Below are 23,695 nucleotides of genomic sequence, written 5' to 3'. Positions count from 1 at the left end.
CCGCAGGCCGGGCCGTCCCCGCGGTTCTCCTTCCTTCCCGCCGCGCGCCTTCACACCTCCACGCGCCGTTCGGCGCGCCCCTCCCCTCGCTCTACCGTTCCACCGTTCGACCGCCCCACCCTTCCTCCGGATCTCCCCCGCCCTCCCTGCGGTTCTCCCCCGCCCTCCCTCCCTGTTCTCCCTCGTCCATCCGGCGCGCTCGGACGCCCCGAGTGTCGCCGCCGGCCACGGAGGCGCCCCGATGACCACCGCGCCACGGCCGCCCCGCGCGGCCCGCCTGACGATCCATCACACCGCCGTCACCGACCCGCTCGCCCGCCCCCTGCTGGACGAGCTCACCCACGAATACAGCACCCGCTACGGCCGTCCCGTCGACCTGGACCTGGAGTACCCGGCCGCCGAATTCGGCCCGCCCGGGGGCGCGTTCCTGCTGCTCCTGGAGGACGGCGAGCCGGTAGCCGGCGGCGCCTACCGCCGCTACGCCCCGGACACCGCCGAGCTCAAACGGATCTGGACGCACCACGCGCACCGCCGCCGCGGACTGGCCCGCCGCGTCCTGACCGCCCTGGAGCAGCACGCCGCCGGCCGCGGCTACACCCGGCTCCACCTGACCACCGGCCCCCGCCAACCGGAGGCCAAACACCTCTACCTCGCGGCGGGTTACCGCCCCCTGTTCGACCTGACCGCCGACCCGGAGTCGATCGGCCCGCTGCCGTTCGAGAAGCACCTGGAGATTCCGCGCCCATGACCACCACCCGTCCGTCCGCCACCGCGCTGCGCACCGCGGCGCTCCTGGTCACCGCGGCCCTGACGGTCACCGCCTGCGGTGCGGGCGGCGCCGCCCCCGACGCCCGGGACGCCGGACCGGCCGCGGCGAGCGCCCGGATCCCCACCACCGACGTGGTCTCCGGCGTGCGCGAGGACCCGGCCGCCGCCGCGCTGCTGCCCGCCGACGTCCGCGCCCGCGGCACCCTCGCCCTGGCCAGCAGCGTCGGCACCCCGCCCGGCGCCACCTATCTGCCCGACGGCAGGACCCTGGCCGGCCAGGACATCGACTTCGCGGACGCGGTCGGCAAGGTCCTCGGCCTGAAACTCACCCGCGAGGTGGCCAGCTTCGAGGCGATCCTGCCGGCCCTGGACAGCGGCAAGTACGACGTGGGCACCGGCAACTTCGGCGTCACCGACGAACGCCGCAAGACCCTCGACTTCGTCACCTACGTCAACGACGGCCAGGGCTTCGCGGCCCGCCGGGACAGCCCGCTGAAGAAGGTCGCCACGCTGACCCGGCTGTGCGGCCTGACGGTGGCCACCGGCGCCGGCACCACCTTCGAGACGACCCTGGAGGAGAACAAGCACCGGTGCGCGGACGCCGGCGAGCAGCCCTACGACGTCAAGACCTACGCCGACCAGGGCGCACTGTGGATCTCGCTCCAACAGGGCCGCAGCGACGTGGTGATGAGCACCATCAACGGGCTGCGCTACGCGGTGCAGCAGCAGCCTGGCCTGCGCTTCCTCAACGAGTTCAAACGGTTGGACGTCGGCTTCGCCTTCAAGAAGGGGACGCCGCTGGCACCCGCCTTCCAGGCCGCGGTCAACCGGCTGAAGAAGGACGGGACCTACGACCGGATCCTCAAGAAGTGGGGCACCACCCCCTCGGCCATCGCGACATCGCGGATCAGCCCACCGGAGATCCGCTGACCCCGCACCGCACCCCGGCACCCGTCGGCGGCCCGGACCCGGATCGCGGCGACCCGCGCCGGGCCCCCGCCGGACGGGCGACGTCCACACCGGCCGCCCGGACCGACATACGCCCTGGTCCCGCCCCCGAACCTCCTCGCGCGTCGGCCCGATCCGGAGCGGTCAACTTGTCGACACCATGACCTGGGCACCGACCGTGATGCCTTTCGTACTGTCAGTTCACCGCCAGGGCACGCGAGCTGACGGCGCACCACCCTCTTTGCACCAGATATGTCACGAACCCCCCGTGCGGCGGCTATCCGCTTGGCACACCCTCGCCCTCATGGACGACGATAGGGAGAACGGAACACACACGCCGCGGGTGAGAGGAGGCGTCAATGGGATCGGTACGCAAGGCAAGTGCCTGGCTTGGCCTCGTGGACGACAACGATGACGAGCGCTACTACGACGACGACTACGCCGAGGGGCACGAGTCCGCCGACTCGGGTGGCAACCCCTGGGTGACCGACCCCCGGGTCCAGGTGGCCGACGAGGCCGCCCAGAGCCAGGGCACCCGCATCGCCACGATCACCCCGGCCTCCTTCCGGGACGCCCGCGGCATCGGGGAGCTCTTCCGGGACGGCGTCCCGGTGATCGTCAACCTGACGGCCATGGAGTCCGCCGACGCCAAGCGGGTGGTGGACTTCGCCGCCGGCCTGACCTTCGGCCTGCGCGGCTCCATCGAGCGGGTCGCCACCCGGGTGTTCCTGCTCACCCCCGCCGACTACAAGGTCGTCACCGGTGAGGCCCGCGGCCACCGCAACGGCGGTTTCTTCAACCAGAGTTGAGGAGGGCGCGGGGTCCGTTCCGGCCGGGGGCCGGCTCGCGGCGGGGCCGCGGCCGGTTACCGCGTCCCCCGGGAAGCGCCGGGCACGGCGCCCGGCGAGGGGCTCACCGGAAGGCGTCCAGACCGGTGAGCGCCTTGCCCAGCACCAGTTGGTGCATCTCCGCGGTGCCCTCGTAGGTCAGCACCGACTCCAGGTTGGTGGCGTGCCGCATGACGGGGTATTCGAGGGAGATCCCGTTGGCGCCGAGGATCGTCCGCGCGGTGCGGCAGATGTCGAGCGCCTCGCGGACGTTGTTGAGCTTGCCGAAGCTGATCTGCTCCGGCAGCAGCCGCCGGGCGTCGAACCGCCGCCCGAGGTGGTGGGCGAGCAGCACGCCCTTGTGGAGTTCCAGCGCCATGTCGGCGAGCTTGGCCTGGGTGAGCTGGAAGGCGCCGATGGGCTTGCCGAACTGCTCGCGGGTGCGGGCGTAGTCGAGCGCCGCCTCGAAGCAGGACCGCGCCGCCCCCATCGAGCCCCAGACGATCCCGTAGCGGGCGTGGCTCAGGCACCGCAGCGGGCCGCCCAGCCCCCGGGCCTCCGGCAGCAGCGCGTCGGCGGGCAGCCGCACCTCGTCCAGCACCAACTCGCTGGTGACCGAGGCGCGCAGCGACCACTTGTGCTTGATCTCGGGGGCGGAGAAGCCGGCGCTGTCCGTGGGGACGAGGAAGCCACGGATGCCCTCGTCGGTGCGGGCCCAGACCACCGCGACGCCGGCCACCGACCCGTTGGTGATCCACATCTTGCGCCCGGTCAGCACCCAGTCCGTGCCGTCCCGCTTGGCGTGGGTGCGCATGCCCGCCGGGTCGGAGCCGTGGTCCGGCTCGGTCAGCCCGAAGCAGCCGATGACCTCGCCGGAGGCCATCCGCGGCAGCCACTGCCGCTTCTGCTCCTCCGAACCGAAGCGCCAGATCGCGTACATGGCCAGCGAGCCCTGGACGGAGACCAGCGAGCGGATGCCGGAGTCGGCGGCCTCCAGCTCCAGGCAGGCCAGCCCGTACTGGACGTGCGAGGCGCCGGCGCAGCCGTAGCCGGTCAGGGACATGCCCAGGGCGCCGATCGCGCCCAGCTCCCGGGCGAGTTCGCGGATGTCGGGGAGTTCGCCGCGCTCGTACCAGTCGGCGATGTGCGGCAGGACCCGGTCGGCGGCCCACTGGCGGACGGTGGAGCGGACCGCGCGGTCCTCGTCGGTGAGCAGGTCGTCCAGGCCCAGGGGGTCGCTGGGGTCGAACGGCGGAAGCGGGGACGGCGTTGCGGGCATGGCGGGCCTCCGGCGGATTCAGCGCTCGCGCGAAAAACTAGCAGTGGTAGTTACGCGCGTCCGACGGTACGGTCCCCGGCACCGCCCGGCAAGGGTCCCCGCCGCGCGGTGCGGCGAGAGGGTGCCGCCCGGCTCAGCGGCCGGTGCTCGCGGGGGCCGGCGTCCCCTCGCACCCCACGGCCGGAGCGCTCTCCTCGGTGGCCGTCGCGCCCTCCTCGGCGGCGTCCCGCTCCACGGACTCCGCCGCGGCCCGGCGCGGCAGCCGCAGCGCGATCCCGGCGCCGACCAGCAGCAGCACGGCGCTGGCGACGAGGGTGACCCGCAGGCCGTGGACGAAGGAGTCCCGGGCGGCCACCCGCAGCGCCTCCCGGGCGTGCTCGCCCAGTCCGGCGGCGACCTTGTACGCCTCGCCGAGCGAGTGCGAGGCCGAGCGGGCGGCCAGGTCGGAGACCCCCTCGACGCGGCCCAGGCCCGGCGCGTAGGCGGCGTTCATCACGCTGCCGAGCAGCGCCACACCGATCCCGGCGCCCAACTGGTAGGCGGTCTCGCCGAGCGCCGCCGCACCGCCGGACTGCGCGGCCGGGGCCTCGCTGAGCATCGACTCGTAGGCGCCGAACAGCGTGGACTGGAAGCCGAAGCCGAGCAGCACGAAGCCGAGGGACAGCTGCCAGAAGTGGTCCTGGGAGCCGAGCGCGGTCAGCGAGAGCACCGCGAGCGCGGTGAGGGTGAAACCGCCGACGACCATCACCCGCGGGCCGAGGGCCTGGAGCAGCTTGGAGCCGGTCAGGCCGGCGGCCATCGCGGAGAACACCAGCGGCAGCATCCGCAGCCCGGTCTCCAACGGGCTCAGGTGCAGCACCAGCTGGAGGTACTGGACGGCGATCAGCTGGAGGCCGACGAGCGCGAGCATGGCGAGCACGATGCAGCCGATGGAGGTGCCGAACGCCGGCCGGGCGAACAGCCGCATGTCGATCAGCGGATGGGCCCGACGACCCTGCCGACGGACGAAGAGGATCAGCAGCACGACCCCGATGACGATCGGCAGCAGCGTCGTCACCCCGACCACCGGGGCACCGCTGCCCAGCCGCTTGACGCCGAAGACGATGCCCAGCACGCCGAGCGCCGCGATCACCGCGCCGAGCAGGTCCCAGGGGCCGTTGCGCTCGCCGCGGGACTCCGGCAGCAGCCAGCGCCCTATCAGGAACATCGCCGCCATCATCGGGATGTTGATCAGGAAGACCGAGCCCCACCAGAAGTTCTCGACCAGGAAGCCGCCGAGCACCGGCCCGACCGCGGCGCCGACCGCGGCCACCGCGCTCCACACCCCGATCGCGACCGCCCGCTCCCGCCGGTCGGGGAAGACCTGACGCAGGATCGACAGCGTCGCGGGCATGATCATGGCGCCGCCGATGCCGAGCAGCGCGCGGGCCGCCATCAGGATCTGCGGGTTGGGCGCGAGCGCGGCGGCGGCCGAGGCCAGGGCGAAGAGCCCGTAGCCGAGCAGCAGGACGCGGCGGCGGCCGACGCGGTCGCCCAGCGTGCCGAAGAGGATCAGCAGCGAGGCCGCGATCAGCGGGTAGACGTCGACGATCCACAACAGCTCGACCGGTCCGGGGCGCAGGTCCTCGGTGATGGAGGGCACCGCCACGTAGAGGATGGTGGTGTCCAGCGCGACGAAGAGCAGGCTGACGCAGAGCACGGTCAGCACCGTCCAGCGGTTCACACCGCCGCCTGTGTGCCGGGGAACACCAGCCGTCCGCCCCCTGCCGGACGCGGTCGTCCCTGACATCCAGAACCTCCTGTCATGCGCTCGCCGTGCTGCTCTCGCGGCCCCGGTCCCGGGCGCGACGACGCGCCGGCGGAACCGGCGGTACGGGCGAGTTGAGACGTCAGACTACGCGAGTCCCCGCGGGACCCGCGTGGCCCACCTCACGGTGAGACGCTCGTCGCAGCCCCGACGTTCCCGCGGTCGCGCCGGACGGTCGCGCCCGCGCCACCTGGATAATCGACCGGGTGAACGATCTTGCCTCCACCGCCGCACCCGGCCGGGCCCTGTGTCCGCCCGCCGTCCGTGCCGCGCTCCGCCGCGCCGTCCCCGGCCTGGCGGCGTACGCGGCGATCCGGCTGCTGGGGCTGGTCGCGCTCGGGGCGTGGTCGGCCTCCGAGGGCAAGGACTGGCACGTCCTGCTGACCGCCCGTTGGGACTCCCTCTGGTACACCCGGGTCGCCGAACAGGGCTACGGCTACACCGTCCATCTGGCCAACGGCGACGTCCACTCCAACCTGGCGTTCTTCCCGCTGCTGCCCTGGCTGGAGCGGGGCCTGTCGGCACTCACCCCGCTGTCCGCCGCGGACGCCGGGATGGCGGTGGCCTGGCTGGCGTCGCTGGCCGCGGCGCTGGCGCTCTACCTCACCGGGGAGCGGCTGCACGGGCCGCGGGCCGGAGTGCTGCTGGCCGCGCTGTGGGCCGCACTGCCGGTCGGCGTCGTCCAGTCGATGGCCTACTCGGAGTCGCTGTTCACCGCCCTCGCGGCGTGGGGCGTCTACTGCGTGCTGACCGGCCGCTGGGTGGCGGCGGGCGTACTGGCCTCGCTGGCCGGGCTGACCCGGCCGGTGGGCGCCGCGGTGGTCGCCGCGGTGTGGATCACCGCGGCGGTGACGGTGGCGAACGAGCGGGCCGGCGGGGTCCGGCCGCGCGCCTTCCTGCGCGGCCGGCACCGGCGGATGCTGCTCGGCGTGCTGCTGGCACCGCTCGGCTGGTGCGGCTACGTCGCGTGGGTAAGCGTCCGCCAGGGGTCGCTCACCGGATATCTGGACGTCCAGGCCGGCTGGCACAACGGCTTCGACGGCGGGATCGCCTTCGGCACCTTCGTCTGGCACCAGCTCACCGGGCCCGCCTTCGCCGCCGGCCTCGGCCTGCTGCTCGGCGTCGCGCTGGTCATCTGGCTGTATGTGCACGGCGTACGGAAGGGCCAGCCGCTGCCGCTGGCCGTCTACGGCGGGACGGTGCTGCTGATCGCGCTCACCGCCAAGGGCTATTTCGGGTCGAAACCGCGGCTGATGATGCCCGCCTTCCCGCTGCTGCTGCCGCTCGCCGCGGGGCTGGCCCGCTGGCGCCCGGCGCGGGCGTGGCTGGTCATCGGGGTGGTGGCGGTCGGCTCGGCGGTCTACGGCGCGTTCTGGCTCAACGGCTCCGGCCCGCCGTGACCGGAAGATCCCGCTCCGTAATCGCCGCCCCGAGGAAAACGCGCTGCGACACCCGTGCGAATGACAGATAAACTCCGCCAGCGAAAAACAGATAAGCGTCTATGGCGGCGACACGCGGATGGCCGGAACGGAATCCAGTACCCAAGAAATTCTCTTCGAAATCCCGGGAACCCGGCCCGGATTGAGACCCATTCCACATCACATCGTCATTACAAAGCGCACGGTTTGACCAAGTGCATACATCACAGGCGGTAACGTCGTTTGAGTGCGTACCGATGACAAGCTCGACCAGATGGAGGAGCGCCTCCCGACCGATCGCGTCAGACCGCCGCGCATGACCCGGACCCGGCTGTGGCTGTTCTGGGGCACGCTGGCGGTGTACGCGGCGATCGTCGTCGGGGTACTGGCCGACACCTCCCTGGTCACGATCGACTGGCAGCTCATGCTGTTCCGGCCGTACAAGCAGTGGCCGGAGATCCATGCCTTCCTCGACTACTTCGTCGTGCTGGGGCAGCGCGGCCCGACCGCGGTGGCGGTCGCGGCCTGGCTGGGCTGGCGCTGCTGGCGGCAGCGCAACCTCCACCCGCTGCTGGTGCTGGGCGCCTCACTGCTGCTGCTGAACATCACCGTCGGCGCCGCCAAGCTCGGGATGGGCCGTCTCGGCCCGCACTACGCGACGACGGTCGGCTCCAACGAGATGTGGCTCGGCGGCGACATATTCCCCTCCGGCCACACCGCGAACGCCGTCGTCACCTGGGGCGTACTGGCCTATCTGGCGACCACCCCGCTGCGCCGCCGCACCCTGTCGGTGATCGCCGCGCTGGGCGCGCTGGGCGTCGGGATGACCACGGTCTACCTCGGCACCCACTGGGTCAGCGACGTCCTGCTGGGCTGGGCCGCGGGGCTGCTGGTGCTGCTGGCGATGCCGTGGCTGGAGCCCGGCATCACCTGGGTCGAGGACCGGCTCATGGGCATCCTGCTGCGGCTGTGGCTGCGGCTCCGCCCCGACTCGCTGCGCGGCCCGCTGCCCGCCGGCGCGCTGGCCTCCGAGGTCGCCCGGCAGCGGATCGCCCCGGACGGGGAGGTCCTGGTGCGGGAGGCGGTCGGCGCCGCCACCGGCGGTCGCACCGCGCACGCGCCCGAGGGCTGGCCGCACCACCCGCCGCGCCCGCACACCTCGCGCGCCGAGCGCACCCCGGTCACCCCGACCGGCAGCCGCCGGCCGCCGCACGCGGACCGCGTCCCGCGCGGCGCCGCACCGTTCGGCCCGACCGCCGGCCGCCCCCGCAACGGCGCCGGCTGACCGCTCCCGGGGCCCGGTACGCACACCCCGCCCCGCACGAAGGCCCCGGCCGCTCCACCTCGGAGCGGCCGGGGCCTTCGCCGTGTCGGCAGGGCGGGGGGCGGTCCGTCAGCCCTCCCAGCCGCGTACCACCACGCCGTCCTTGACCTCGAAATTGATCCGGCCGACGAGGTAGTCCATGGTGATCATCGCCCCCGGTGGGACGGCCCGGACGGTGGTCCAGCCCCGGGCCCGGGCCCGCTCCTCGGCCGCCTCCTGGGTCAGACCGGCGTACGTCTCGGGGTCGTCCTGTATTTCCGGCAGGTCGCCGGGAAGGTTCGGTTCGGGTGCCATGGCAGCCACCGTAGGCGCCCGCGGCGGCGCGTGGAAGGCCCGTCCCCTGCACATCGCCGTGCCGTGGCGGTCCGTCATTGGTCACACTTGTGTCACAGCGAACGCTCCTGCGTTTGCCGGAACCCCCTCACCCTTACGCGCCGTGCGTCACCGCGACCAGGCGGAAAACAAAGCGGCCGGAATTCCTTCTTGATCAGCTGCGGAAGGGTGTGTCGACGGTTCGGGCAAGGCCGGACAGCGCGCCGGAATTAATCGTCCGACTCCTCCGGATTCCCCTTACCCGACGTCCTTTTCCGGCCGTCCCGGAATTGGCGAACGAGACACATTCCACACACATTTCCCGCACATCACCCCGCGGACCGGGTCACCACCGGACGGATGCCACCGGAACGGACCGGAGCGTCCCCTCGCACTGCGCCCCCCGCCCGAGGATCATGACCGGGCACCGAGACACCCCCGCCGAGCGAGGTGGAGCCGATGGTCAGCGAGATCTCCCGGGAGCACACCCGGCGGCGCCGGACCCGACGCCGCGGGGCGGTACTGGCGGACTGGCTGTCGACCACCGACCACAAGAAGATCGGGCACCTCTACCTGATCACGTCGTTCGGGTTCTTCCTCGTGGGCGGGCTGCTGGCACTGGTGATGCGAGCCGAGCTGGCCCGCCCCGGCCTCCAGTTCGTCAGCGCCGACCAGTTCAACCAGGCGGTGACCCTGCACGGCACGATCATGCTGCTGCTCTTCGCCACCCCGGCCTTCGCCGGCTTCGCCAACGAGATCATGCCGCTCCAGATCGGCTCCCCGGACGTCGCCTTCCCCCGGCTGAACATGCTCTCGTACTGGTTTTTCCTCTTCGGCGGCCTGATGGTGCTGGGCGGCCTGCTCACCCCGGAGGGCGGACCCTCCTACGGGTGGACCGCGTACGCCCCACTGAACTCCACGGTCCGGATGCCCGGCATCGGTACCGACCTGTGGATCATGGGGCTGGCGTTCGCCGGCTTCGGCACCATCCTCGGCGCGGTCAACTTCATCGCCACGATCATCACCCTGCGGGCGCCGGGCATGACGATGTTCCGCATGCCGGTGTTCACCTGGAACGTCCTGTTCACCTCGGTCCTGGTGCTGATGGCGTTCCCCGTGCTGGCCGCGGCCCTGCTGGTGCTGGAGGCGGACCGGAAGTTCGGCGCGGTGGTCTTCGACGCCCGCTGGGGCGGGGCGCTGCTGTGGCAGCACCTCTTCTGGTTCTTCGGCCACCCCGAGGTCTACATCATCGCGCTGCCGTTCTTCGGCGTGATCACCGAGATCATCCCGGTCTTCTCTCGCAAACCGATCTTCGGCTACATCACGCTGATCGGCGCGACGATGGCCATCACGGCGCTGTCGGCGATGGTCTGGGCCCACCACATGTTCGCGACCGGCGCGGTGCTGCTGCCGTTCTTCTCCCTGCTGTCGTTCCTGATCGCGGTGCCGACCGGGGTGAAGTTCTTCAACTGGATCGGGACCATGTGGCACGGCTCGGTCTCCTTCGAGACCCCGATGCTGTGGTCGGTGGGCTTCCTGGTGAGCTTCCTGTTCGGCGGGCTCACCGGCGTCATCCTGGCCTCCCCGCCGCTGGACTTCCACGTCACCGACAGCTACTTCGTCGTCGGCCACTTCCACTACGTGGTCTTCGGCACGGTGACCTTCGCGACCTTCGCCGGCTTCTACTTCTGGTGGCCCAAGTTCACCGGCAGGATGCTCGACGAACGCCTGGGGAAGATCCACTTCTGGATGCTCTTCACCGGCTTCCACACCACCTTCCTCGTCCAGCACTGGCTGGGCGTGGCGGGCATGCCCCGCCGCTACGCCGACTACCTCGCCACCGACGGCTTCACCGCGCTCAACACCCTCTCCACCATCGGCGCCTTCCTGCTCGGCGCCTCCACCCTGCCGTTCCTCTACAACGTCTGGCGGACCCGGCACTACGGCGCCCGGGTCACCGTGGACGACCCCTGGGGCTTCGGCCGCTCCCTGGAGTGGGCCACCTCCTGCCCGCCGCCGCGCCACAACTTCGCCGCCCTGCCCCGGATCCGCTCCGAGTCCCCAGCCTTCGACCTGCACCACCCGGAGATGACCGAACGACCCACCGGCATCCCGTCACCCGGGAGCTCCGGGGCCTAGGGCGTCCAGGGCCCAGGCCGGGGCCACAAAGGCCCGGCGCCGCGCCTTCTCGGCGTCAGGGCCCGGCGGATTCCCCGGCTCCGGTCGGCGCCCCGGCCCCGAGGCCGGCGACCAGCCAGTCGTGCGCGGCCCCCAGCGACGGGACCTCGCCACCGGCCACCTCTCCGGCGTACCGCCAGTACGCCCGCATCCGCGGATCGTCGCCGGCCGCCAGGGCCGCCCGCAGCCCGGCGCGGAAGGCGACGCCGTCCCGCCGCCGGTACGCACGGGCGTGCGCGGCCACGAAGGAGTCCACCTCGGCCCCGGGCGCCGGCCGGCGGCCCGCGGCGAGCGCCGCCCCGGCCAGCGCGTACGCCTCGCCCAGCCCCTCGTAGAGCACCACCGGGTCCGTCTCCCCCGGCAGCGCGGCGGCCGCGCGCACCCGGCGGCAGCGCGCGGCCAGCCCGCCGTCGCGGTCCATGGCGAGCGCGTGGAGCCGGGCGTAGCCGACGACCTGGGCGGGCCGGGGGTCGGCGGGCGGGGCGGGCACCGCGGCGTCGACCACGGCGGCGCGCACCGCGGGCGGCAGCGCACGGGGCAACTGCCGGTGCCAGAACCGGACCAGCGCGTCGCTGGTGGGCGGCTGCGGCAGACCGCCCACCAGGCGCAGCAGCTCCGGACGGCGCTCCTCGGGGGCGGCGGTCAGCGCGCGCAGCGCGGCCTCCCGCCAGCGCAGCGCGGTCAGCTGGCCGCCGACGGCGTCGAGTTGGGCGGCCAGGGCGTGCTCCAAGGAACCGCCCGCCAGCGCCTGGGCCACGGCGGGCAGCGGCATCCCGACGGCCCGCAGATCGCGGATCCGGTGCAGCCGGTCCAGGGCGTCCGGACCGTAGCGGCGGTGCCCGCCGGCGCTGCGGCCGGCCTCCGGCAGCAGCCCGGCGTCGGAGTAGTGCCGCACGGTCCTGACCGTCACCCCCGCGCGGCGGGCCAACTCCCCGATCCCCAGCGGCGCCGCACCGCACTCCCCGTCCACGGGCCGCCCCTACTCCCGGCCGACCGGACCGGTGACCCGTACGGCCAGGTCGTTGTCGAGCGTGTAGTACGGGCCGATCCTGAGCTCCCCGGCCGGCGCCGGCACCGGCCGCGCCGGATAGCTGAACACCTGCTCCTTCTCCGGGACGTCGTCCAGGAGCCGGGCGATCCGGACCGGCGGCAGGTCCTCGGCGGGGCACAGCCACAGGTCCCAGGGCTCGCTGCCGCGCCGCCAGTGGGCGGCCAACTCCCCGTAGGGGAGGGTGAAGCGGAAGGTCGGTCCCTCGACGGTCAGCGGGACGGCGACCGGGTCCTGACCGGCACGGCGGGCGCGGGCCTCCGCATGGGCGCCGGCCGCCGGACTCGCCCCGTACAGGCGGCCGGTGACGGTGATGCCCTCGGGGCCGACCAGGATGTCGCCGGCCTCGGCGTGCGGCCCGCGCAGCCAACTGCGCAGTGCGAGGTTGCCCAGCTTGGTGGCGTAGGGGATGCGCACGCCGAGCCGGCCGATGGCCGCCAGCGGCCGGCGGTCCACCAGCGACCGCAGATCGTTGACGCCGGGCAGCAGCCGGCGCGGGTCGGCGCCGTCTCCGAGGTCGGCGAAGGCGTGCCAGCGGCCCTCGGCCAGCGCGACGGTGCTGGGCAGGACGGCGCGCAGCCGACCGGGGCCGTTGGGCCCGAGCGGCAGCCGCACCTCGTTGTCGGCGGCGGTGTCGTCCGTGCCGCCGGCGACGGCACCGGTGTCGTCGGTGCCGGCCCGCAGCCGCAGCACCAGGGCCGCGCTCCAGGTGGTGCCGGTGCCCTGGGGGACGTTCAGATCGAAGGTGAGGCCGCCCGCGGAGTCCGCGATGCAGTCGGCCTTCAGGTCCACGGGCACCGGCGCCCCTCCTCCTGCCGCGGCGGTCCGCCGCGGTCGGTCGGCCGCTCCGGGCCCGGTCACGGGTGACTGCGTCGAGGCGTTCATACCGTCCGCACCCCTCTCACCGCGGCGCGGGCCGCATCCTTGGTGGCGTAGGCGCCGCCGATCAGGGTTCCCCGCACGCGGTGCAGGGAGCCGCGCAGTCCGCTGCCGCGCCGCCGGTCGAGCAGTTCGCCGAAGAGCGCGGCGTGCCGCCCGGCGACCGCGGCCGGGTCGAAGCGGGCGGACGCGGCGAGCGCGGCGGCGCCCATCCGGGTCCGGCCGGCGGTGTCGCCGATCAGCTCCAGCAGGGCCGCGGCCAGCGCCGCGGGGTGGCCGGCGGGCACCAGCCGGCCGGTGGCCCCGTCCTCGACGAGCTCGCCCGGCCCGTAGGGGCTGTCGGTGGCGACGGCGGGCAGTCCGCAGCGCAGCGCCTCGGCGAGGTCCGTCCCGGCGGGCTCCCGGTCGGCGGGGTCCACGGCGACGGCGCCCTTGGCCCACTCGGACTCCAGCGGGCCGGCCGGTCCCATCAGGAAGACGTGGTTGTAGAGGTCGAGTTCGTCGATCAGGGCGCGCAGCGCGGGCTTCTCCGGCCCGCCGCCGTAGATCCGCAGGCGCCAGTCGGGGCGTTCGGCGACCACCGCGGCGAAGGCCCGGACGAGCACGTCGTAGCGCTTGGCCCGGGTGAGCCGGCCGGCGGCGACCACCCACCGGCCGGTGCCGTCGGCGGGCGCCAGCCGCGGTGCCGGGACCGCGCGGGGCACCGCCGCGACGCGGACGCCGGGCAGCCGCAGCCGGCGCAGGTGGGCGCGGGCGTCCGCCTCGGTGGCGGTGACCAGCGCGTCCAGCCGCGGGTAGGCGCCGCGCAGCGCCAACCGCAGCTCCCGGCCGTGGGCGGCCAGGCAGTGCGGCTCCTGGCCGACCCGGAGCGGCCCGCGGCGGGTCTGCCGGGCGATGTGCACGGTGAGGCCGGGCCGGGTGCCGATCACCACGTCGGCCTCGGTCCGGCGCAGGTGCGCGACGATCCGGCGGTCGGTGAGCTCGCTGTACTGGCCGAAGCACGGTTCGGCGGCCGGGAAGACCTTGGCGGGCCGGGTGTGCGCCGGGTCCGTCCGGTCCCCGGCCGGGGCGTGCTCGCGGAGGTCCACCAGGTGCCGCAGCGCGACCCGGCGGTCGAGGTCGAGCGTCGGGGCGTCGCGGTGCCGCAGGACGGAGACGATCTCCACGTCGTGGTGGGCGGCGAGGGCGTCCGCCAGGCTGAAGGTGGCCCGGACCGTCTCACCGATGCCGTAGGCATGGTGAAGCAGGAATGAGATGTGCATCCGTCCCGGTGCCCCCTGGTCCCTCGCGCTCTTCCTGGTCCCCCCGCGATCCGGACGGCCGCCCTGGTGGCGGCGCCCGGCGTCAGGCTGTTGAAAGGTAAGACCGCAAAACGGCCTTCGGGGTTGGGGGTATTGGCCAAGTCGTGCCGAAAAAGTTAGGGCATCGGTATGGCACGGCGGGAACTCTTTCCGGGGAGCGGGGCACCGTTCCCCGGACGCCGTGCGCGGCTCAGTCGAGCGCGAGCCGGATGCCGACGGTCAGGTGCCTCGGGTCGTCCCCGATGGCCTCCCGGTTCGCCTCGTACAGCGCCCGCCAGCCGCCCTTGACGCGGCGCCGGCGCGCGATCCCGGCGAGGGTGTCGCCGCGGCGGACGACGTGGCCGTGATCGTCGACGTCGTCGAGGAGGCCGTAGCGCCGGGCGCACGTGGGCCAGGCGCCCCAGCCCTGGTCGGCCTGGACCCGCTTGGCGATCTCGATCTGCTCGTCCCGGCTGGCGAGGTCGGCCCGGTCGGCGTACTTCAGGCCGCCGTACCGCTCCCAGGTGGGCTGCCAGAACTGGAGCCCACCGTAGTAGTCGTTGCCGGTGTTGATGTGCCAGTCGCCGCCGCTCTCGCACTCGGCGAGGCAGCCCCAGGGCCACTGGTCGTCGGCGCAGGCGTAGGACGGCCGACCGCCGTCGTCCCCGCCGCCGTCCCCGCCCGGCGCCCCGTCGGCGGCGGCGCCGCCGGGCAGGGACAGGATCAGTGCGGCGGCCGCCGCGATCAACAGCCCGACGGATTCCACGCGGCGCCGCGGCGCCGAAGAGATGTCCGACATAGCCGGTGACGGTAGGCAGCGGGTCGCCGGGCGCTGGCGCGCCGCGCCCTTCCAGGGGACGACCCCACCCCGTCCGGTGTACAAAACGCGGCCACCTGCGCCAGGTTCTGCGCAGGAATTGGCGGTGCGTGACCATCCCGATGACGGCTTTTCACCGGTTCTCCGCCAGGGGCCGCATGGTTCGATTCTGTTCGCGTCCGCGCGTGACTCTGCCGGGGGTCGCCCGTTGTCCTTGTACGAGCCGGGAGACCACCCGGCAGCCGCTCATGAAGATCGAGGAGCCACCCGTGCCGCGCATGCTCGACGTCAGCGACGACGTTCGCGCCGAGATCGGCGACGAAGAGGCCGACCGCCTGCTGGCCGGAGAAGACGCCCCCGGCAGCTACGACTGCACCTCGTGCCGCACGCCCGGCAACAGCGAGCAGGAGCGCACCAGCACCGTCCTGTTCGTCGGCGAGGAGACCGCGGTGCTCGCGTTCGCCCATGCCACGTGCATCCCCTCGCAGGTCGTGCCGGTCGCCGAGGAGCAGCTCCGCGGGGCCGTGCGCTCCATCACCGGCGACAACTCCGCCGGTGCCCCGGCCGCCCCGATCCCCACCAGCGACCGCCAGGCCACCCTGGGCATCACCTGCGGCCTGGTGCTGATCAAGGACGAGCTGCACCCCGCCCTCGTGGTGGAGCCCAACGGCCCGATCGCCCGCCCGGGTTCGACCAGCCTGGACGACGACTTCCTGCCGCTCCTCCTGGAGCACGGCTTCACCCCGGTGCGGGACATGAACACGCTCCCCGCCCCGATCGAGGGCTGGTCCGCGCTGCTGGCCATGGGCAAGCTGCACGCCGTGCTCCAGCCCGGCACGGCCGGCAGCCAGTCCGCCTGGTGGCAGGCCCATCAGCCGTTGGCCGTCTCGGACGGCTGGCGCACCGCGGCCAACAAGGCGCGGACCGTGCTGATGTACGCCGCGCCCTCGGGGACCATCGGCCATCAGCCACGCGAGGACCTGATGCGCCAGGCGCTGGAGCAGGCGGCCGCCAAGGGCCTGCTGGTCGCGGCCTCGATGCCGCTGGCCGGAACCTGACCGTCCGCAATCCGATCGCGGGAGCATGACCGTCCAACGGGGCGGGATTGCGCCCGCGATCGGCCATTTCCTCCCGAAAGCCGCATCCCGGGGGCACCGGGGTCGTTGGCACCTACGTGCACGCATACGAGCCCCCCTCCCGCGCCCCGTTCCCGCACCCCATCCCCGGCATGCGTCCGTCCCGGGAAGCCGCGGCGCCGCGCGGCGTCGACCGCGGTTCGGCCACGCCGATCTATGACGCGCTGTACGCCGAGTACCGCCGCGCCTTCCGGGCGCTGCCCGGGGACCGTACGGACGAGCCGGAGGTCCCGGAGGCGTTGCGCGGCGGCAACTGGGGCGGCGGTACGGCGGCACCGACGCAGTGGGAGGTGGTGGGCCGGCAGCCGTTCCGGCCGCGGGGGCAGTTGCCGGCGGCGCTGCCGCCGGGGCCGCGGGACGGCTCCCGACCCCACGGCGGCCGCTGACACCGGCCGGGCCGCCGCGGGCGGGAGCGTCGCTGCTACTTCTTCTTGCTGTTCTTGGTGCCGCGCTTCTCGCGCACCCGCACCGAGATGTGGATCGGCGTCCCCTCGAAGCCGAATTCCTCGCGCAGCCGGCGCTCGACGAAGCGACGGTAGCCCGCCTCCAGGAAGCCCGAGGCGAAGAGCACGAAGCGCGGCGGCTTGGTGCCGGCCTGGGTGCCGAAGAGGATCCGGGGCTGCTTGCCGCCGCGGATCGGGTGCGGGTGGGAGGACACGATCTCGCCGAGGAAGGCGTTCAGCCGCCCGGTGGGGATCCGGGTCTCCCAGCCGGCCAGCGCGGTCTCGATCGCCGGCACCAGCTTCTCCATGTGCCGGCCGGTGCGCGCGGAGACGTTGACCCGCATCGCCCACGGGATCTGGACGAGGTCCCGCTCGATCTCCCGCTCCAGGTAGAAGCGGCGCTCCTCGTCGAGGTTGTCCCACTTGTTGTAGGCGATGACCAGGGCCCGGCCGGCCTCCACGGCCATCGTGATGATCCGCTGGTCCTGGACGCTGATGGACTCGCCGGCGTCGATCAGGACGACCGCCACCTCGGCCTTCTCCACGGCCGCGGCGGTGCGCAGCGAGGCGTAGTAGTCGGCGCCCTCCTGGAGGTGCACCCGGCGGCGGATGCCGGCGGTGTCCACGAACTTCCAGGTCTTGCCGCCCAGTTCGATCAGCTCGTCGACCGGGTCGCGGGTGGTGCCGGCGAGCTCGTTGACGACCACCCGCTCCTCGCGGGCGAGCTTGTTCAGCAGCGACGACTTGCCGACGTTCGGGCGGCCGATCAGGGCGATCCGGCGGGGGCCGCCGACGCCGCCGCCGAAGGTCTGCGCGGGCGCCTCGGGGAGCGCGTCCAGCGCCGCGTCGAGCATGTCGCCGGTGCCCCGGCCGTGCAGCGCGGAGACCGGGTACGGCTCGCCCAGGCCCAGCGACCAGAGCATGGCGGCGTCGGCCTCGCCGGACGCGCCGTCGACCTTGTTGGCGACCAGGACCACCGGCTTGCCGGAGCGGCGCAGCAGCTTGACCACGGCCTCGTCGGTGTCGGTGGCGCCGACCTTGGAGTCCACCACGAAGACCACCGCGTCGGCGGCCTCGATGGCGAACTCGGCCTGCATCGCGACCGACGCGTCGATGCCGAGGACGTCCTGCTCCCAGCCGCCGGTGTCGACGACCTTGAAGCGGCGGCCGTTCCAGTCGGCCTCGTAGGTGACCCGGTCGCGGGTGACGCCCGGCCGGTCCTCGACGACCGCCTCGCGGCGGCCGATGATGCGGTTCACCAGCGTCGACTTGCCGACGTTGGGGCGGCCGATGACGGCGAGGACCGGGAGCGGGCCGTGGCCGGCCGCGGCGATGTCGCCCCCGACCTCCTCCAGGTCGAAGCCCTCTTCCGCGGCGAGCTCCATGAACTCCGCGTACTCGGCGTCGCCAAGCGCACCGTGCTCGTCGCCGGCGGGGATCTGCTCGTTCATGAAGTCCGTTCCTCGTTCATCCATGTGGTCGGTGGGCCGCTTGGTGGAGGGCCCACTGCTCAAGTGTCGGTCAGCGCCCGGTAAGGCGCCGGGCCTGTGCCAGGTGGGCGGTCAACCGCTCCTGGATCCGTACGGTCGCCTCGTCCAGCGCCTTACGGGTGCGCCGCCCGCTGCCGTCGCCCGCCTCGAAGGCGTCGCCGAAGACGACGTCGATGCGGCCGCGCAGCCGCGGCATGGCCGGGGTGAGCCGGCTGGGGCGGTCGGTGCTGCCGAGCACCGCCACCGGGACGACCTGGGCGCCGGAGCGCACCGCGAAGTACGCGAGGCCGGCCCGCAGGGAGGCGAAGTCGCCCTCGCCGCGGGTGCCCTCCGGGAAGATCCCCAGCACGCCGCCGCCCGCCAGCACGTCGAGCGCGTCGGTGATCGCCTTGCGGTCGGCTGCCTGGCGGTCCACCTTCAGCTGGCCGATGCCCCGCAGGAACGGGTCCAGCGGGCCGACGAAGGCTTCCTTCTTGATCAGGAAGTGCACCGGTCGGGGTGCGGTGCCCATCAGCATCGGGCCGTCGATGCCGTGGGAGTGGTTGACGGCGAGGATGACCGGTCCGGAGGCCGGCACCCGCCAGGCGCCCAGCACCCGCGGCTTCCACAGGCCGTACATCAGCCCGATGCCGATCCGCCGGCCGATCGCGGCCCCGCGGGGGCTCGGCGCCCTGCCGCCGTCGGTCACCGGATGTCCCGCCCCGCCTTCTCGGCGCTGACACCCTCGATGAGGGTGACCACGCACTCGATGACCTGATCCAGCGTCAGGTCGGTGGTGTCGACCTCGACGGCGTCGTCCGCCTTGGCCAGCGGCGAGGTCTTGCGGGAGGAGTCGGCGGCGTCCCGCTTGATCAGCGCCTCGCGGGTGGCGGCCAGGTCACCGGCCTCCTTGCCCTTGAGCTCGCCGTTGCGGCGGGCCGCCCGGGCCTCCGCTGAGGCGGTGAGGTAGATCTTGAGATCGGCGTCCGGCAGGACGGTTATGCCGATGTCCCGGCCCTCGACGACGATGCCCAGCGGCGCCTCGGCGGCGATGCTGCGCTGGAGGTCGGTGATCGCGGCACGCACCTCGGGGACCGCGCTGACCGCGCTGACCGCGGCGGTGACCTCCGCGCTGCGGATCGGGCCGGCGGCGTCCGCCCCGTCCACGGTGATGGTCGGCGCCGCCGGGTCGGTGCCGGAGACGATCACGGGCTTGGCACAGGCGTCGGCCACCGCGACCGGGTCGTTGACGTCGATGCCGTTGGTCAGCATCCACCAGGTGATCGCGCGGTACTGCGCGCCGGTGTCGAGGTAGCCCAGGCCCAGCTTGCCGGCGACGGCCTTGGACGTGCTGGACTTGCCCGTGCCTGCGGGGCCGTCGATGGCGACAATCACTGCAGCCGGGGCGGTCCGATCGGCGGTTTCCACGGTGACGAACACCTTTCTTGATACACACGGGGCGCGGTCCAGGGCGCCAGGTCCGGTCGTCGACCGGCGGTCGGGAGAGCGACGAGGGGGCCGACGAAGGGACTGGGGCCTCGGACAAGGTTACTGGCTCGGCCGCAGCGCGCCGTCCACGGTGTCACTGCCGGATCGACCACCCCCGCTCCCGCAGCTCCGCGGTCAGCGCCGGGACCGCCTGCGGTTCGACCATCAGCTGGATGAAGCCGGCCTGCTGGCCGGTGGCGTGCTCGATGCGGACGTCCTCGATGTTGACCCCGACGCGGCCGGCGTCGGCGAAGATCCGGGCCAGCTCACCGGGCTGGTCGCCGATGTAGACCGCGACGACGTCGTAGACGGACGGGGCGGCGCCGTGCTTGCCGGGGACCCGCTCGCGGCCGGCGTTGCCGCGGCGGAGCACGTCCGCGATGCCGTGGGCGCCACTGCCGCGCTTCTCGTCGTCGGCGGACTGGAGGGAGCGCAGCGACCGGACCGTGGCGTCCAGGTCGGCGGCGATCTCGGCCAGGACGTCGGCGACCGGGCCGGGGTTGGCGGAGAGGATGTCGATCCACATCGCGGGGTCGGAGGCGGCGATCCGCGTCACGTCCCGGATGCCCTGGCCGCAGAGCCGGACGGCGGTCTCGTCGGCGCCCTTGAGGCGGGCCGCGACCAGGCTGGAGACCAGCTGCGGGGTGTGCGAGACCAGGGCGACGGCGCGGTCGTGCGCGTCCGCGTCCATCACCACCGGGACGGCCCGGCACAGCGCGACCAGCTCCAGGGCGAGGTTGAGCACCTCGGTGTCGCCGCCGGGGGACGGGGTGAGCACCCAGGGGCGGCCCTCGAAGAGGTCGGCCGTCGCGGCCAGCGGGCCGGAGCGCTCCTTGCCGGCCATCGGGTGCGTGCCGAGGTAGCCGGACAGGTCGCAGCCGAGCGCCTCCAGCTCGCGGCGCGGGCCGCCCTTGACGCTGGCGACATCGATGTACGCCCGGGCCGCACCGCGCCGGATCGCCTCGGCCAGCGCCGCCGCGACGTGCGCCGGGGGCACGGCCACGATGGCGAGGTCCACGGTGTCCTGCGGCGGCTCGGCGGTGCCGGCGCCGAGCGCGGCGGCCGTCAGGGCCTGGGCGTGGTCGTGGTCCGCCAGGTGGACCTGCACGCCGCGGGCGCTGAGCGCGAGGGCGGCCGAGGTGCCGATCAGGCCCGTTCCGATGACGAGTGCGGTTCTCACTGGGCGATGTCCTTCCGGAGCGCCGCGGCCGCGCCGAGGTAGACGTGGGCGATCTCGGGCTTGGACCGCCCGGTCTCGACGTGGGCGAGCACCCGCACCACCCGAGCCATGGCACCGGCCACGTCCAGCTCCTGGGCGCAGAGCAGCGGGACGTCCGTGATGCCCAGGGCGCGCGCGGCGGCGGCCGGGAAGTCGCTGTGCAGGTCGGGGGTGGCGGTGAACCACATGCTGATCAGGTCGTCCGGCGCCAGGCCGTTGCGCTCCAATATCGCGGTGAGCAGCGCGCCGACCTGCTCCCGCATGTGCTCCGCGTCGTCCCGCTCCAGCTGGACGGCCCCGCGCACGGCCCGTACCGCCACGTCCCTGCTCCCCTGCGTCGTGTGCCGCGTACACGTCCGCGTACGCACTGCTCAGCGTAACCAGCGCCACCGACAACCGTGTCCCGAGCTCCGGGGAATCCGGTGGCCCCCGGGGTCCCCGTCCGGCGACAATCCCTGACATGTCGACCGCTCCTCCCGCCCCCTCCGGCCATGAACTCGTCACCGGGCACACCGTCTACGCGTGTGTGATGGGCTCGCGCGCCTTCGGTCTGGCCACCGAGGCCAGCGACACCGACCGGCGCGGGGTCTATCTCGCGCCCACCGCCCTCTTCTGGCGGTTCGAGAATTCTCCTGGGAGCTGGAACGGTTCTGCGAGCTGGCGCTGCGCGCCAACCCCACCGCCCTGGAGTGCCTGCACTCCCCCCTGGTGGAACATGCCGACGCCACCGGCCGCGAGCTGCTCGCGCTGCGCGACGCGTTCCTCTCCCGCGAGGTGCACGGCACCTATGTCCGCTACGCCACCGGCCGGTTGAAGCAGCTGCGGGCCGACCGGGCGCGGCACGGCGCACCCCGCTGGAAGCAGGCGATGCATCTGCTGCGCCTCCTGGCCTGCGCCCGTGACCTGCTGCGTACCGGCGAGCTGACCCTGGAGGTCGGCACGGCCCGGGAGGAGCTGCTGGCGGTGCGCCGCGGCGAGGTGCCCTGGGAGGCGGTGGAGCACCGGGTGGCGGCGCTGTCGGCGGAGGCGGAGGCGGCGCTGCCCGGCTCGCCGCTGCCCGCCGGGCCGGACCGGGCCCGGGTCGCGGACTTCCTGCACCGGACGCGCCGGGCCTCGGCCCTCCGCGGCTGACGCCGCCGGCCGTACGGACCGCGCCGATCGGTCGGGCCGTTCAGCCGCCGGCCGCGGCACCGTCCAGCCGGGCCCGCACCACCAGGTCGTGCAGCGCGTCCCGGCCGGCCGGCGTGTCCGGCAGGGCGGTGGCGGCCTGCGCGGCGTCCAGCCGGGCGTGCAGCGCCTCGACGTCGGCGCGCAGCCGGTCCGGGGGCACCAGGTCGCCGGTCGGCCCGTGTTCGGCCGCCTCCTTGGCCGCGACCAGTTCCGACACGTAGGCGGGGGCGTCCGGCCCGCCGGCCAGGGTGGGCAGGTGGGCCACCAGCCGGCCGGTGGCCATGAGGTGGATGCCGGTCAGCAGGACCCGCAGGGTGTACAGCAGCGGCTTCAGTTCGCCGGTCTTCTCGAAGAGCCGCCACTGGGTGCCCGCGAAGCCCCGGTAGTGGTGGGCGTGGTGGGAGGTGAACAGGCCGGGGGCGAGCGCGACCAGTTCCTCGTGGACGGGCGTGCTGTGCACGACCAGAGGGGAGAGCAGCTGCTCCAGGACGTAGCCGTTGCGGCGCAGCAGCAGCCGGACGAACTTCCGCAGGTCGTGCGTGACGAGATCCGTCTCGACGCCGTCGTGCTCCCCCATCAACGTCCTGGTCTCCGCCGGCTCCCGCAGCCCCACGAGGTCGGCCACCGGCAGCAGGTGGACGCCGCGCAGGTCCACGTCGGAGTCGCGGGAGGGGAAGCCGTACAGATGGGCGCCGGAGACCGTGGCGAAGAGCAGCGGATCGCGCTGCCGCGCGAGGAGGGCGTCCAGGTCGACGGCGGGGAGTCCGGCGGCCCGCAGGACCGCGTCCCGGCCGGCGGCGGGGGCCACGGACGTCTCAGGCATCCCAGGCCGCCCCGAGGGCGAGGAGTTCCGCGCGGTACTCGATGCGGGCGGTCCACTCCTGCGGCCAGGCGCCGGCGCCGAGCGCGGCGCCCGCGAACGCGCCGGCGAGGCAGGCGAGCGAGTCGGAGTCCCCGGAGCTGCAGGCGGCCCGGCGCAGCGCGGTGACCGGCTCGTCGGGGAAGAGCAGGAAGCAGAGCAGGCCGGTGGCCAGCGCCTCCTCGGCGATCCAGCCGGCGCCGGTGGCCAGGCACGGGTCGGCCTCCCGGTCCGGTGCGGCGAGCGCCGCGTCGAGCCGGTCCAGGACGCCCAGGCAGTCGTCCCAGCCGCGGGCGATGAACGCCGTCGGCGACGGGTCCTGGGAGCGCCGCCAGAGGTCGCCGAGCCAGTCCTCGCGGTAGGTGGTGCGCTGGGCGTGGGCGTGGGCCCGCAGCAGGCCGGGCAGTTCGGCGGGGCGGGCGCCGTCGGCGAGGGCGCGCACGGCGTACGCGGTGAGGTCGCTGGCGGCGAGCGCGGTGGGGTGTCCGTGGGTCAGCGCGGACTGGAGCTGGGCGGCACCGGAGCGCTGCTCCGGGGTCAGTCCGGGCACCAGCCCGAGGGGCGCCACCCGCATGTTGGCGCCGCAGCCCTTGGACCCGATCTGGCTGGCGTCGGCCCAGGACCGGTGCTCGTCGCTGAGGAGTTGGCAGGCGCGGAGGCAGGTGTTGCCCGGTGCCCGGTTGTTGTCGGGCGAGCGCCACCAGGCCACGTACGCGCGCCGGACCGGCGGTTCGAGCGTGGCGGCGGTCAGCCCGCCGCCGTCCAGGGCGGTGCGCAGTCCGTGCCCCAGGGCCAGCGTCATCTGGGTGTCGTCGGTGACAAGGGCGGGGTCGGGCAGGTCCATCTCCCGCCAGGGACCGCACTTCGCGAGGATCGCCGGTACGTCGTTGAACTCCGTCGGGAAGCCGAGCGCGTCACCGAGCGCCAGCCCGACCAGCGATCCGGTCGCCGTCATCGATGCCCCCATGAAAAACCACCCCTTAATCGTCACGATGACATTAAGGGGTGGTGGCCGGCCACCGCAAA

At 73.7% G+C, this 23,695-nt stretch carries 22 protein-coding genes and 1 pseudogene; 9 read left to right on the top strand and 14 right to left on the bottom strand.

All coding sequences use genetic code 11. The annotated features are described in order from the left end of the window. Positions 1-241: 241 nt before the first annotated feature. The 3 genes from MOV08_RS31585 to MOV08_RS31575 all read left to right on the top strand — a co-directional run bounded on the left by MOV08_RS31585 (position 242) and on the right by MOV08_RS31575 (position 2,525). The gene (locus MOV08_RS31585; RefSeq protein ID WP_275309741.1) at positions 242-748 is read left to right on the top strand and encodes a GNAT family N-acetyltransferase; all 507 of its coding nucleotides are present in this window, start codon (positions 242-244) and stop codon (positions 746-748) included. Further along, positions 745-1,698, top strand: a complete 954-nt coding sequence (locus MOV08_RS31580) for an ABC transporter substrate-binding protein (RefSeq protein WP_275309740.1) — start codon at positions 745-747, stop codon at positions 1,696-1,698. The genes MOV08_RS31585 and MOV08_RS31580 overlap by 4 nt, the downstream gene beginning before the upstream one ends. 377 nt (positions 1,699-2,075) lie before the next feature. Further along, a complete protein-coding gene (locus tag MOV08_RS31575; RefSeq protein ID WP_039637697.1) occupies positions 2,076-2,525 on the top strand; it encodes a cell division protein SepF in 450 nt (149 codons plus the stop codon). A 103-nt stretch (positions 2,526-2,628) separates the two neighbouring features. On the opposite strand, the gene MOV08_RS31570 is transcribed toward MOV08_RS31575, so the two are convergent. Together MOV08_RS31570 and MOV08_RS31565 are read right to left on the bottom strand one after the other, a co-directional pair. After that, on the bottom strand, positions 2,629-3,822 hold the full coding sequence (locus MOV08_RS31570) for an acyl-CoA dehydrogenase family protein (protein ID WP_275309739.1): 1,194 nt from the start codon (positions 3,820-3,822) through the stop codon (positions 2,629-2,631). Between the two features lie 133 nt (positions 3,823-3,955). Beyond that, positions 3,956-5,611 (bottom strand): MFS transporter, encoded by a 1,656-nt coding sequence (locus MOV08_RS31565; protein WP_275309738.1) that lies wholly within the window; start codon positions 5,609-5,611, stop codon positions 3,956-3,958. Between the two features lie 224 nt (positions 5,612-5,835). On the opposite strand from MOV08_RS31565, the gene MOV08_RS31560 reads away from it, so the two are divergent. Continuing rightward, positions 5,836-7,029 carry a hypothetical protein gene (locus MOV08_RS31560; protein WP_275309737.1) on the top strand — a complete coding sequence of 398 codons (1,194 nt, stop codon included), beginning with the start codon at positions 5,836-5,838 and terminating at the stop codon, positions 7,027-7,029. Between the two features lie 265 nt (positions 7,030-7,294). Further along, entirely contained in the window at positions 7,295-8,332 is a 1,038-nt protein-coding gene (locus MOV08_RS31555) for a phosphatase PAP2 family protein (RefSeq protein ID WP_063777481.1), read from the top strand. Positions 8,333-8,440: 108 nt separating this feature from the next. On the opposite strand, the gene MOV08_RS31550 is transcribed toward MOV08_RS31555, so the two are convergent. After that, positions 8,441-8,665, bottom strand: a complete 225-nt coding sequence (locus MOV08_RS31550) for an I78 family peptidase inhibitor (RefSeq protein ID WP_039637693.1) — start codon at positions 8,663-8,665, stop codon at positions 8,441-8,443. Between the two features lie 477 nt (positions 8,666-9,142). On the opposite strand from MOV08_RS31550, the gene ctaD reads away from it, so the two are divergent. Next, on the top strand, positions 9,143-10,822 hold the full coding sequence (ctaD, locus tag MOV08_RS31545) for an aa3-type cytochrome oxidase subunit I (RefSeq protein ID WP_039637692.1): 1,680 nt from the start codon (positions 9,143-9,145) through the stop codon (positions 10,820-10,822). A gap of 55 nt (positions 10,823-10,877) precedes the next feature. On the opposite strand, the gene MOV08_RS31540 is transcribed toward ctaD, so the two are convergent. The 4 genes from MOV08_RS31540 to MOV08_RS31525 all read right to left on the bottom strand — a co-directional run bounded on the left by MOV08_RS31540 (position 10,878) and on the right by MOV08_RS31525 (position 14,867). Beyond that, a complete protein-coding gene (locus MOV08_RS31540) occupies positions 10,878-11,831 on the bottom strand; it encodes a helix-turn-helix domain-containing protein (RefSeq protein ID WP_039637691.1) in 954 nt (317 codons plus the stop codon). 9 nt (positions 11,832-11,840) lie between these two features. Further along, the gene (locus MOV08_RS31535) at positions 11,841-12,707 is read right to left on the bottom strand and encodes a hypothetical protein (protein ID WP_039637690.1); all 867 of its coding nucleotides are present in this window, start codon (positions 12,705-12,707) and stop codon (positions 11,841-11,843) included. 83 nt (positions 12,708-12,790) lie between these two features. Continuing rightward, positions 12,791-14,050, bottom strand: coding sequence for a glycosyltransferase (locus tag MOV08_RS31530; RefSeq protein ID WP_275309736.1), 1,260 nt, complete (start codon positions 14,048-14,050; stop codon positions 12,791-12,793). Between the two features lie 229 nt (positions 14,051-14,279). Beyond that, positions 14,280-14,867 (bottom strand): LysM peptidoglycan-binding domain-containing protein, encoded by a 588-nt coding sequence (locus MOV08_RS31525; protein WP_039637688.1) that lies wholly within the window; start codon positions 14,865-14,867, stop codon positions 14,280-14,282. 287 nt (positions 14,868-15,154) lie between these two features. On the opposite strand from MOV08_RS31525, the gene MOV08_RS31520 reads away from it, so the two are divergent. Both MOV08_RS31520 and MOV08_RS31515 read left to right on the top strand, forming a co-directional pair. Then, entirely contained in the window at positions 15,155-15,943 is a 789-nt protein-coding gene (locus MOV08_RS31520) for a hypothetical protein (protein WP_039641929.1), read from the top strand. Positions 15,944-16,113: 170 nt separating this feature from the next. Beyond that, complete coding sequence (locus MOV08_RS31515) at positions 16,114-16,407, top strand: hypothetical protein (RefSeq protein ID WP_239010175.1); 294 nt, start codon at positions 16,114-16,116, stop codon at positions 16,405-16,407. A gap of 35 nt (positions 16,408-16,442) precedes the next feature. On the opposite strand, the gene der is transcribed toward MOV08_RS31515, so the two are convergent. The 5 genes from der to aroH all read right to left on the bottom strand — a co-directional run bounded on the left by der (position 16,443) and on the right by aroH (position 20,960). Further along, positions 16,443-17,915 (bottom strand): ribosome biogenesis GTPase Der, encoded by a 1,473-nt coding sequence (der, locus tag MOV08_RS31510; protein WP_039637686.1) that lies wholly within the window; start codon positions 17,913-17,915, stop codon positions 16,443-16,445. 70 nt (positions 17,916-17,985) lie between these two features. Continuing rightward, positions 17,986-18,642 carry a lysophospholipid acyltransferase family protein gene (locus tag MOV08_RS31505; RefSeq protein ID WP_039637684.1) on the bottom strand — a complete coding sequence of 219 codons (657 nt, stop codon included), beginning with the start codon at positions 18,640-18,642 and terminating at the stop codon, positions 17,986-17,988. Then, positions 18,639-19,373, bottom strand: a complete 735-nt coding sequence (gene cmk / locus MOV08_RS31500) for a (d)CMP kinase (RefSeq protein ID WP_039637682.1) — start codon at positions 19,371-19,373, stop codon at positions 18,639-18,641. Before cmk ends, MOV08_RS31505 begins: the two co-directional genes overlap by 4 nt. 142 nt (positions 19,374-19,515) lie before the next feature. Further along, on the bottom strand, positions 19,516-20,601 hold the full coding sequence (locus MOV08_RS31495; RefSeq protein WP_275309735.1) for a prephenate dehydrogenase: 1,086 nt from the start codon (positions 20,599-20,601) through the stop codon (positions 19,516-19,518). Continuing rightward, entirely contained in the window at positions 20,598-20,960 is a 363-nt protein-coding gene (gene aroH, locus MOV08_RS31490; RefSeq protein ID WP_235092975.1) for a chorismate mutase, read from the bottom strand. The genes MOV08_RS31495 and aroH overlap by 4 nt, the downstream gene beginning before the upstream one ends. 140 nt (positions 20,961-21,100) lie before the next feature. On the opposite strand from aroH, the pseudogene MOV08_RS31485 reads away from it, so the two are divergent. Continuing rightward, a pseudogene (locus MOV08_RS31485) lies at positions 21,101-21,771 on the top strand (nucleotidyltransferase domain-containing protein). 40 nt (positions 21,772-21,811) lie between these two features. On the opposite strand, the gene MOV08_RS31480 reads toward MOV08_RS31485, so the two are convergent. Both MOV08_RS31480 and MOV08_RS31475 read right to left on the bottom strand, forming a co-directional pair. Beyond that, positions 21,812-22,633, bottom strand: a complete 822-nt coding sequence (locus MOV08_RS31480; RefSeq protein ID WP_275309734.1) for a nucleotidyltransferase domain-containing protein — start codon at positions 22,631-22,633, stop codon at positions 21,812-21,814. After that, positions 22,626-23,624: an ADP-ribosylglycohydrolase family protein gene (locus MOV08_RS31475; RefSeq protein ID WP_239010173.1), complete on the bottom strand. Its 999-nt coding sequence runs from the start codon at positions 23,622-23,624 to the stop codon at positions 22,626-22,628. Before MOV08_RS31475 ends, MOV08_RS31480 begins: the two co-directional genes overlap by 8 nt. Positions 23,625-23,695: the final 71 nt, after the last annotated feature.

Origin of the sequence: Streptomyces yunnanensis (assembly GCF_029011865.1) — a bacterium.
GTDB lineage: Bacteria > Actinomycetota > Actinomycetes > Streptomycetales > Streptomycetaceae > Streptomyces > Streptomyces yunnanensis.
Note: the sequence above shows the minus strand (reverse complement) of the source record. Positions and strands in the feature narration are given on the sequence as shown.

Bases quoted from the DNA above. Each gene is read 5' to 3' on its own strand.
- MOV08_RS31585 (WP_275309741.1), top strand. From the start codon at position 242: ATGACCACCGCGCCACGGCCGCCCCGCGCGGCCCGCCTGACGATCCAT.
- MOV08_RS31580 (WP_275309740.1), top strand. From the start codon at position 745: ATGACCACCACCCGTCCGTCCGCCACCGCGCTGCGCACCGCGGCGCTC.
- MOV08_RS31575 (WP_039637697.1), top strand. From the start codon at position 2,076: ATGGGATCGGTACGCAAGGCAAGTGCCTGGCTTGGCCTCGTGGACGAC.
- MOV08_RS31570 (WP_275309739.1), bottom strand. From the start codon at position 3,822: ATGCCCGCAACGCCGTCCCCGCTTCCGCCGTTCGACCCCAGCGACCCC.
- MOV08_RS31565 (WP_275309738.1), bottom strand. From the start codon at position 5,611: ATGTCAGGGACGACCGCGTCCGGCAGGGGGCGGACGGCTGGTGTTCCC.
- MOV08_RS31550 (WP_039637693.1), bottom strand. From the start codon at position 8,665: ATGGCACCCGAACCGAACCTTCCCGGCGACCTGCCGGAAATACAGGAC.
- ctaD (WP_039637692.1), top strand. From the start codon at position 9,143: ATGGTCAGCGAGATCTCCCGGGAGCACACCCGGCGGCGCCGGACCCGA.
- MOV08_RS31530 (WP_275309736.1), bottom strand. From the start codon at position 14,050: ATGCACATCTCATTCCTGCTTCACCATGCCTACGGCATCGGTGAGACG.
- MOV08_RS31525 (WP_039637688.1), bottom strand. From the start codon at position 14,867: ATGTCGGACATCTCTTCGGCGCCGCGGCGCCGCGTGGAATCCGTCGGG.
- MOV08_RS31515 (WP_239010175.1), top strand. From the start codon at position 16,114: ATGCGTCCGTCCCGGGAAGCCGCGGCGCCGCGCGGCGTCGACCGCGGT.
- der (WP_039637686.1), bottom strand. From the start codon at position 17,915: ATGAACGAGCAGATCCCCGCCGGCGACGAGCACGGTGCGCTTGGCGAC.
- MOV08_RS31480 (WP_275309734.1), bottom strand. From the start codon at position 22,633: ATGCCTGAGACGTCCGTGGCCCCCGCCGCCGGCCGGGACGCGGTCCTG.
- MOV08_RS31475 (WP_239010173.1), bottom strand. From the start codon at position 23,624: ATGACGGCGACCGGATCGCTGGTCGGGCTGGCGCTCGGTGACGCGCTC.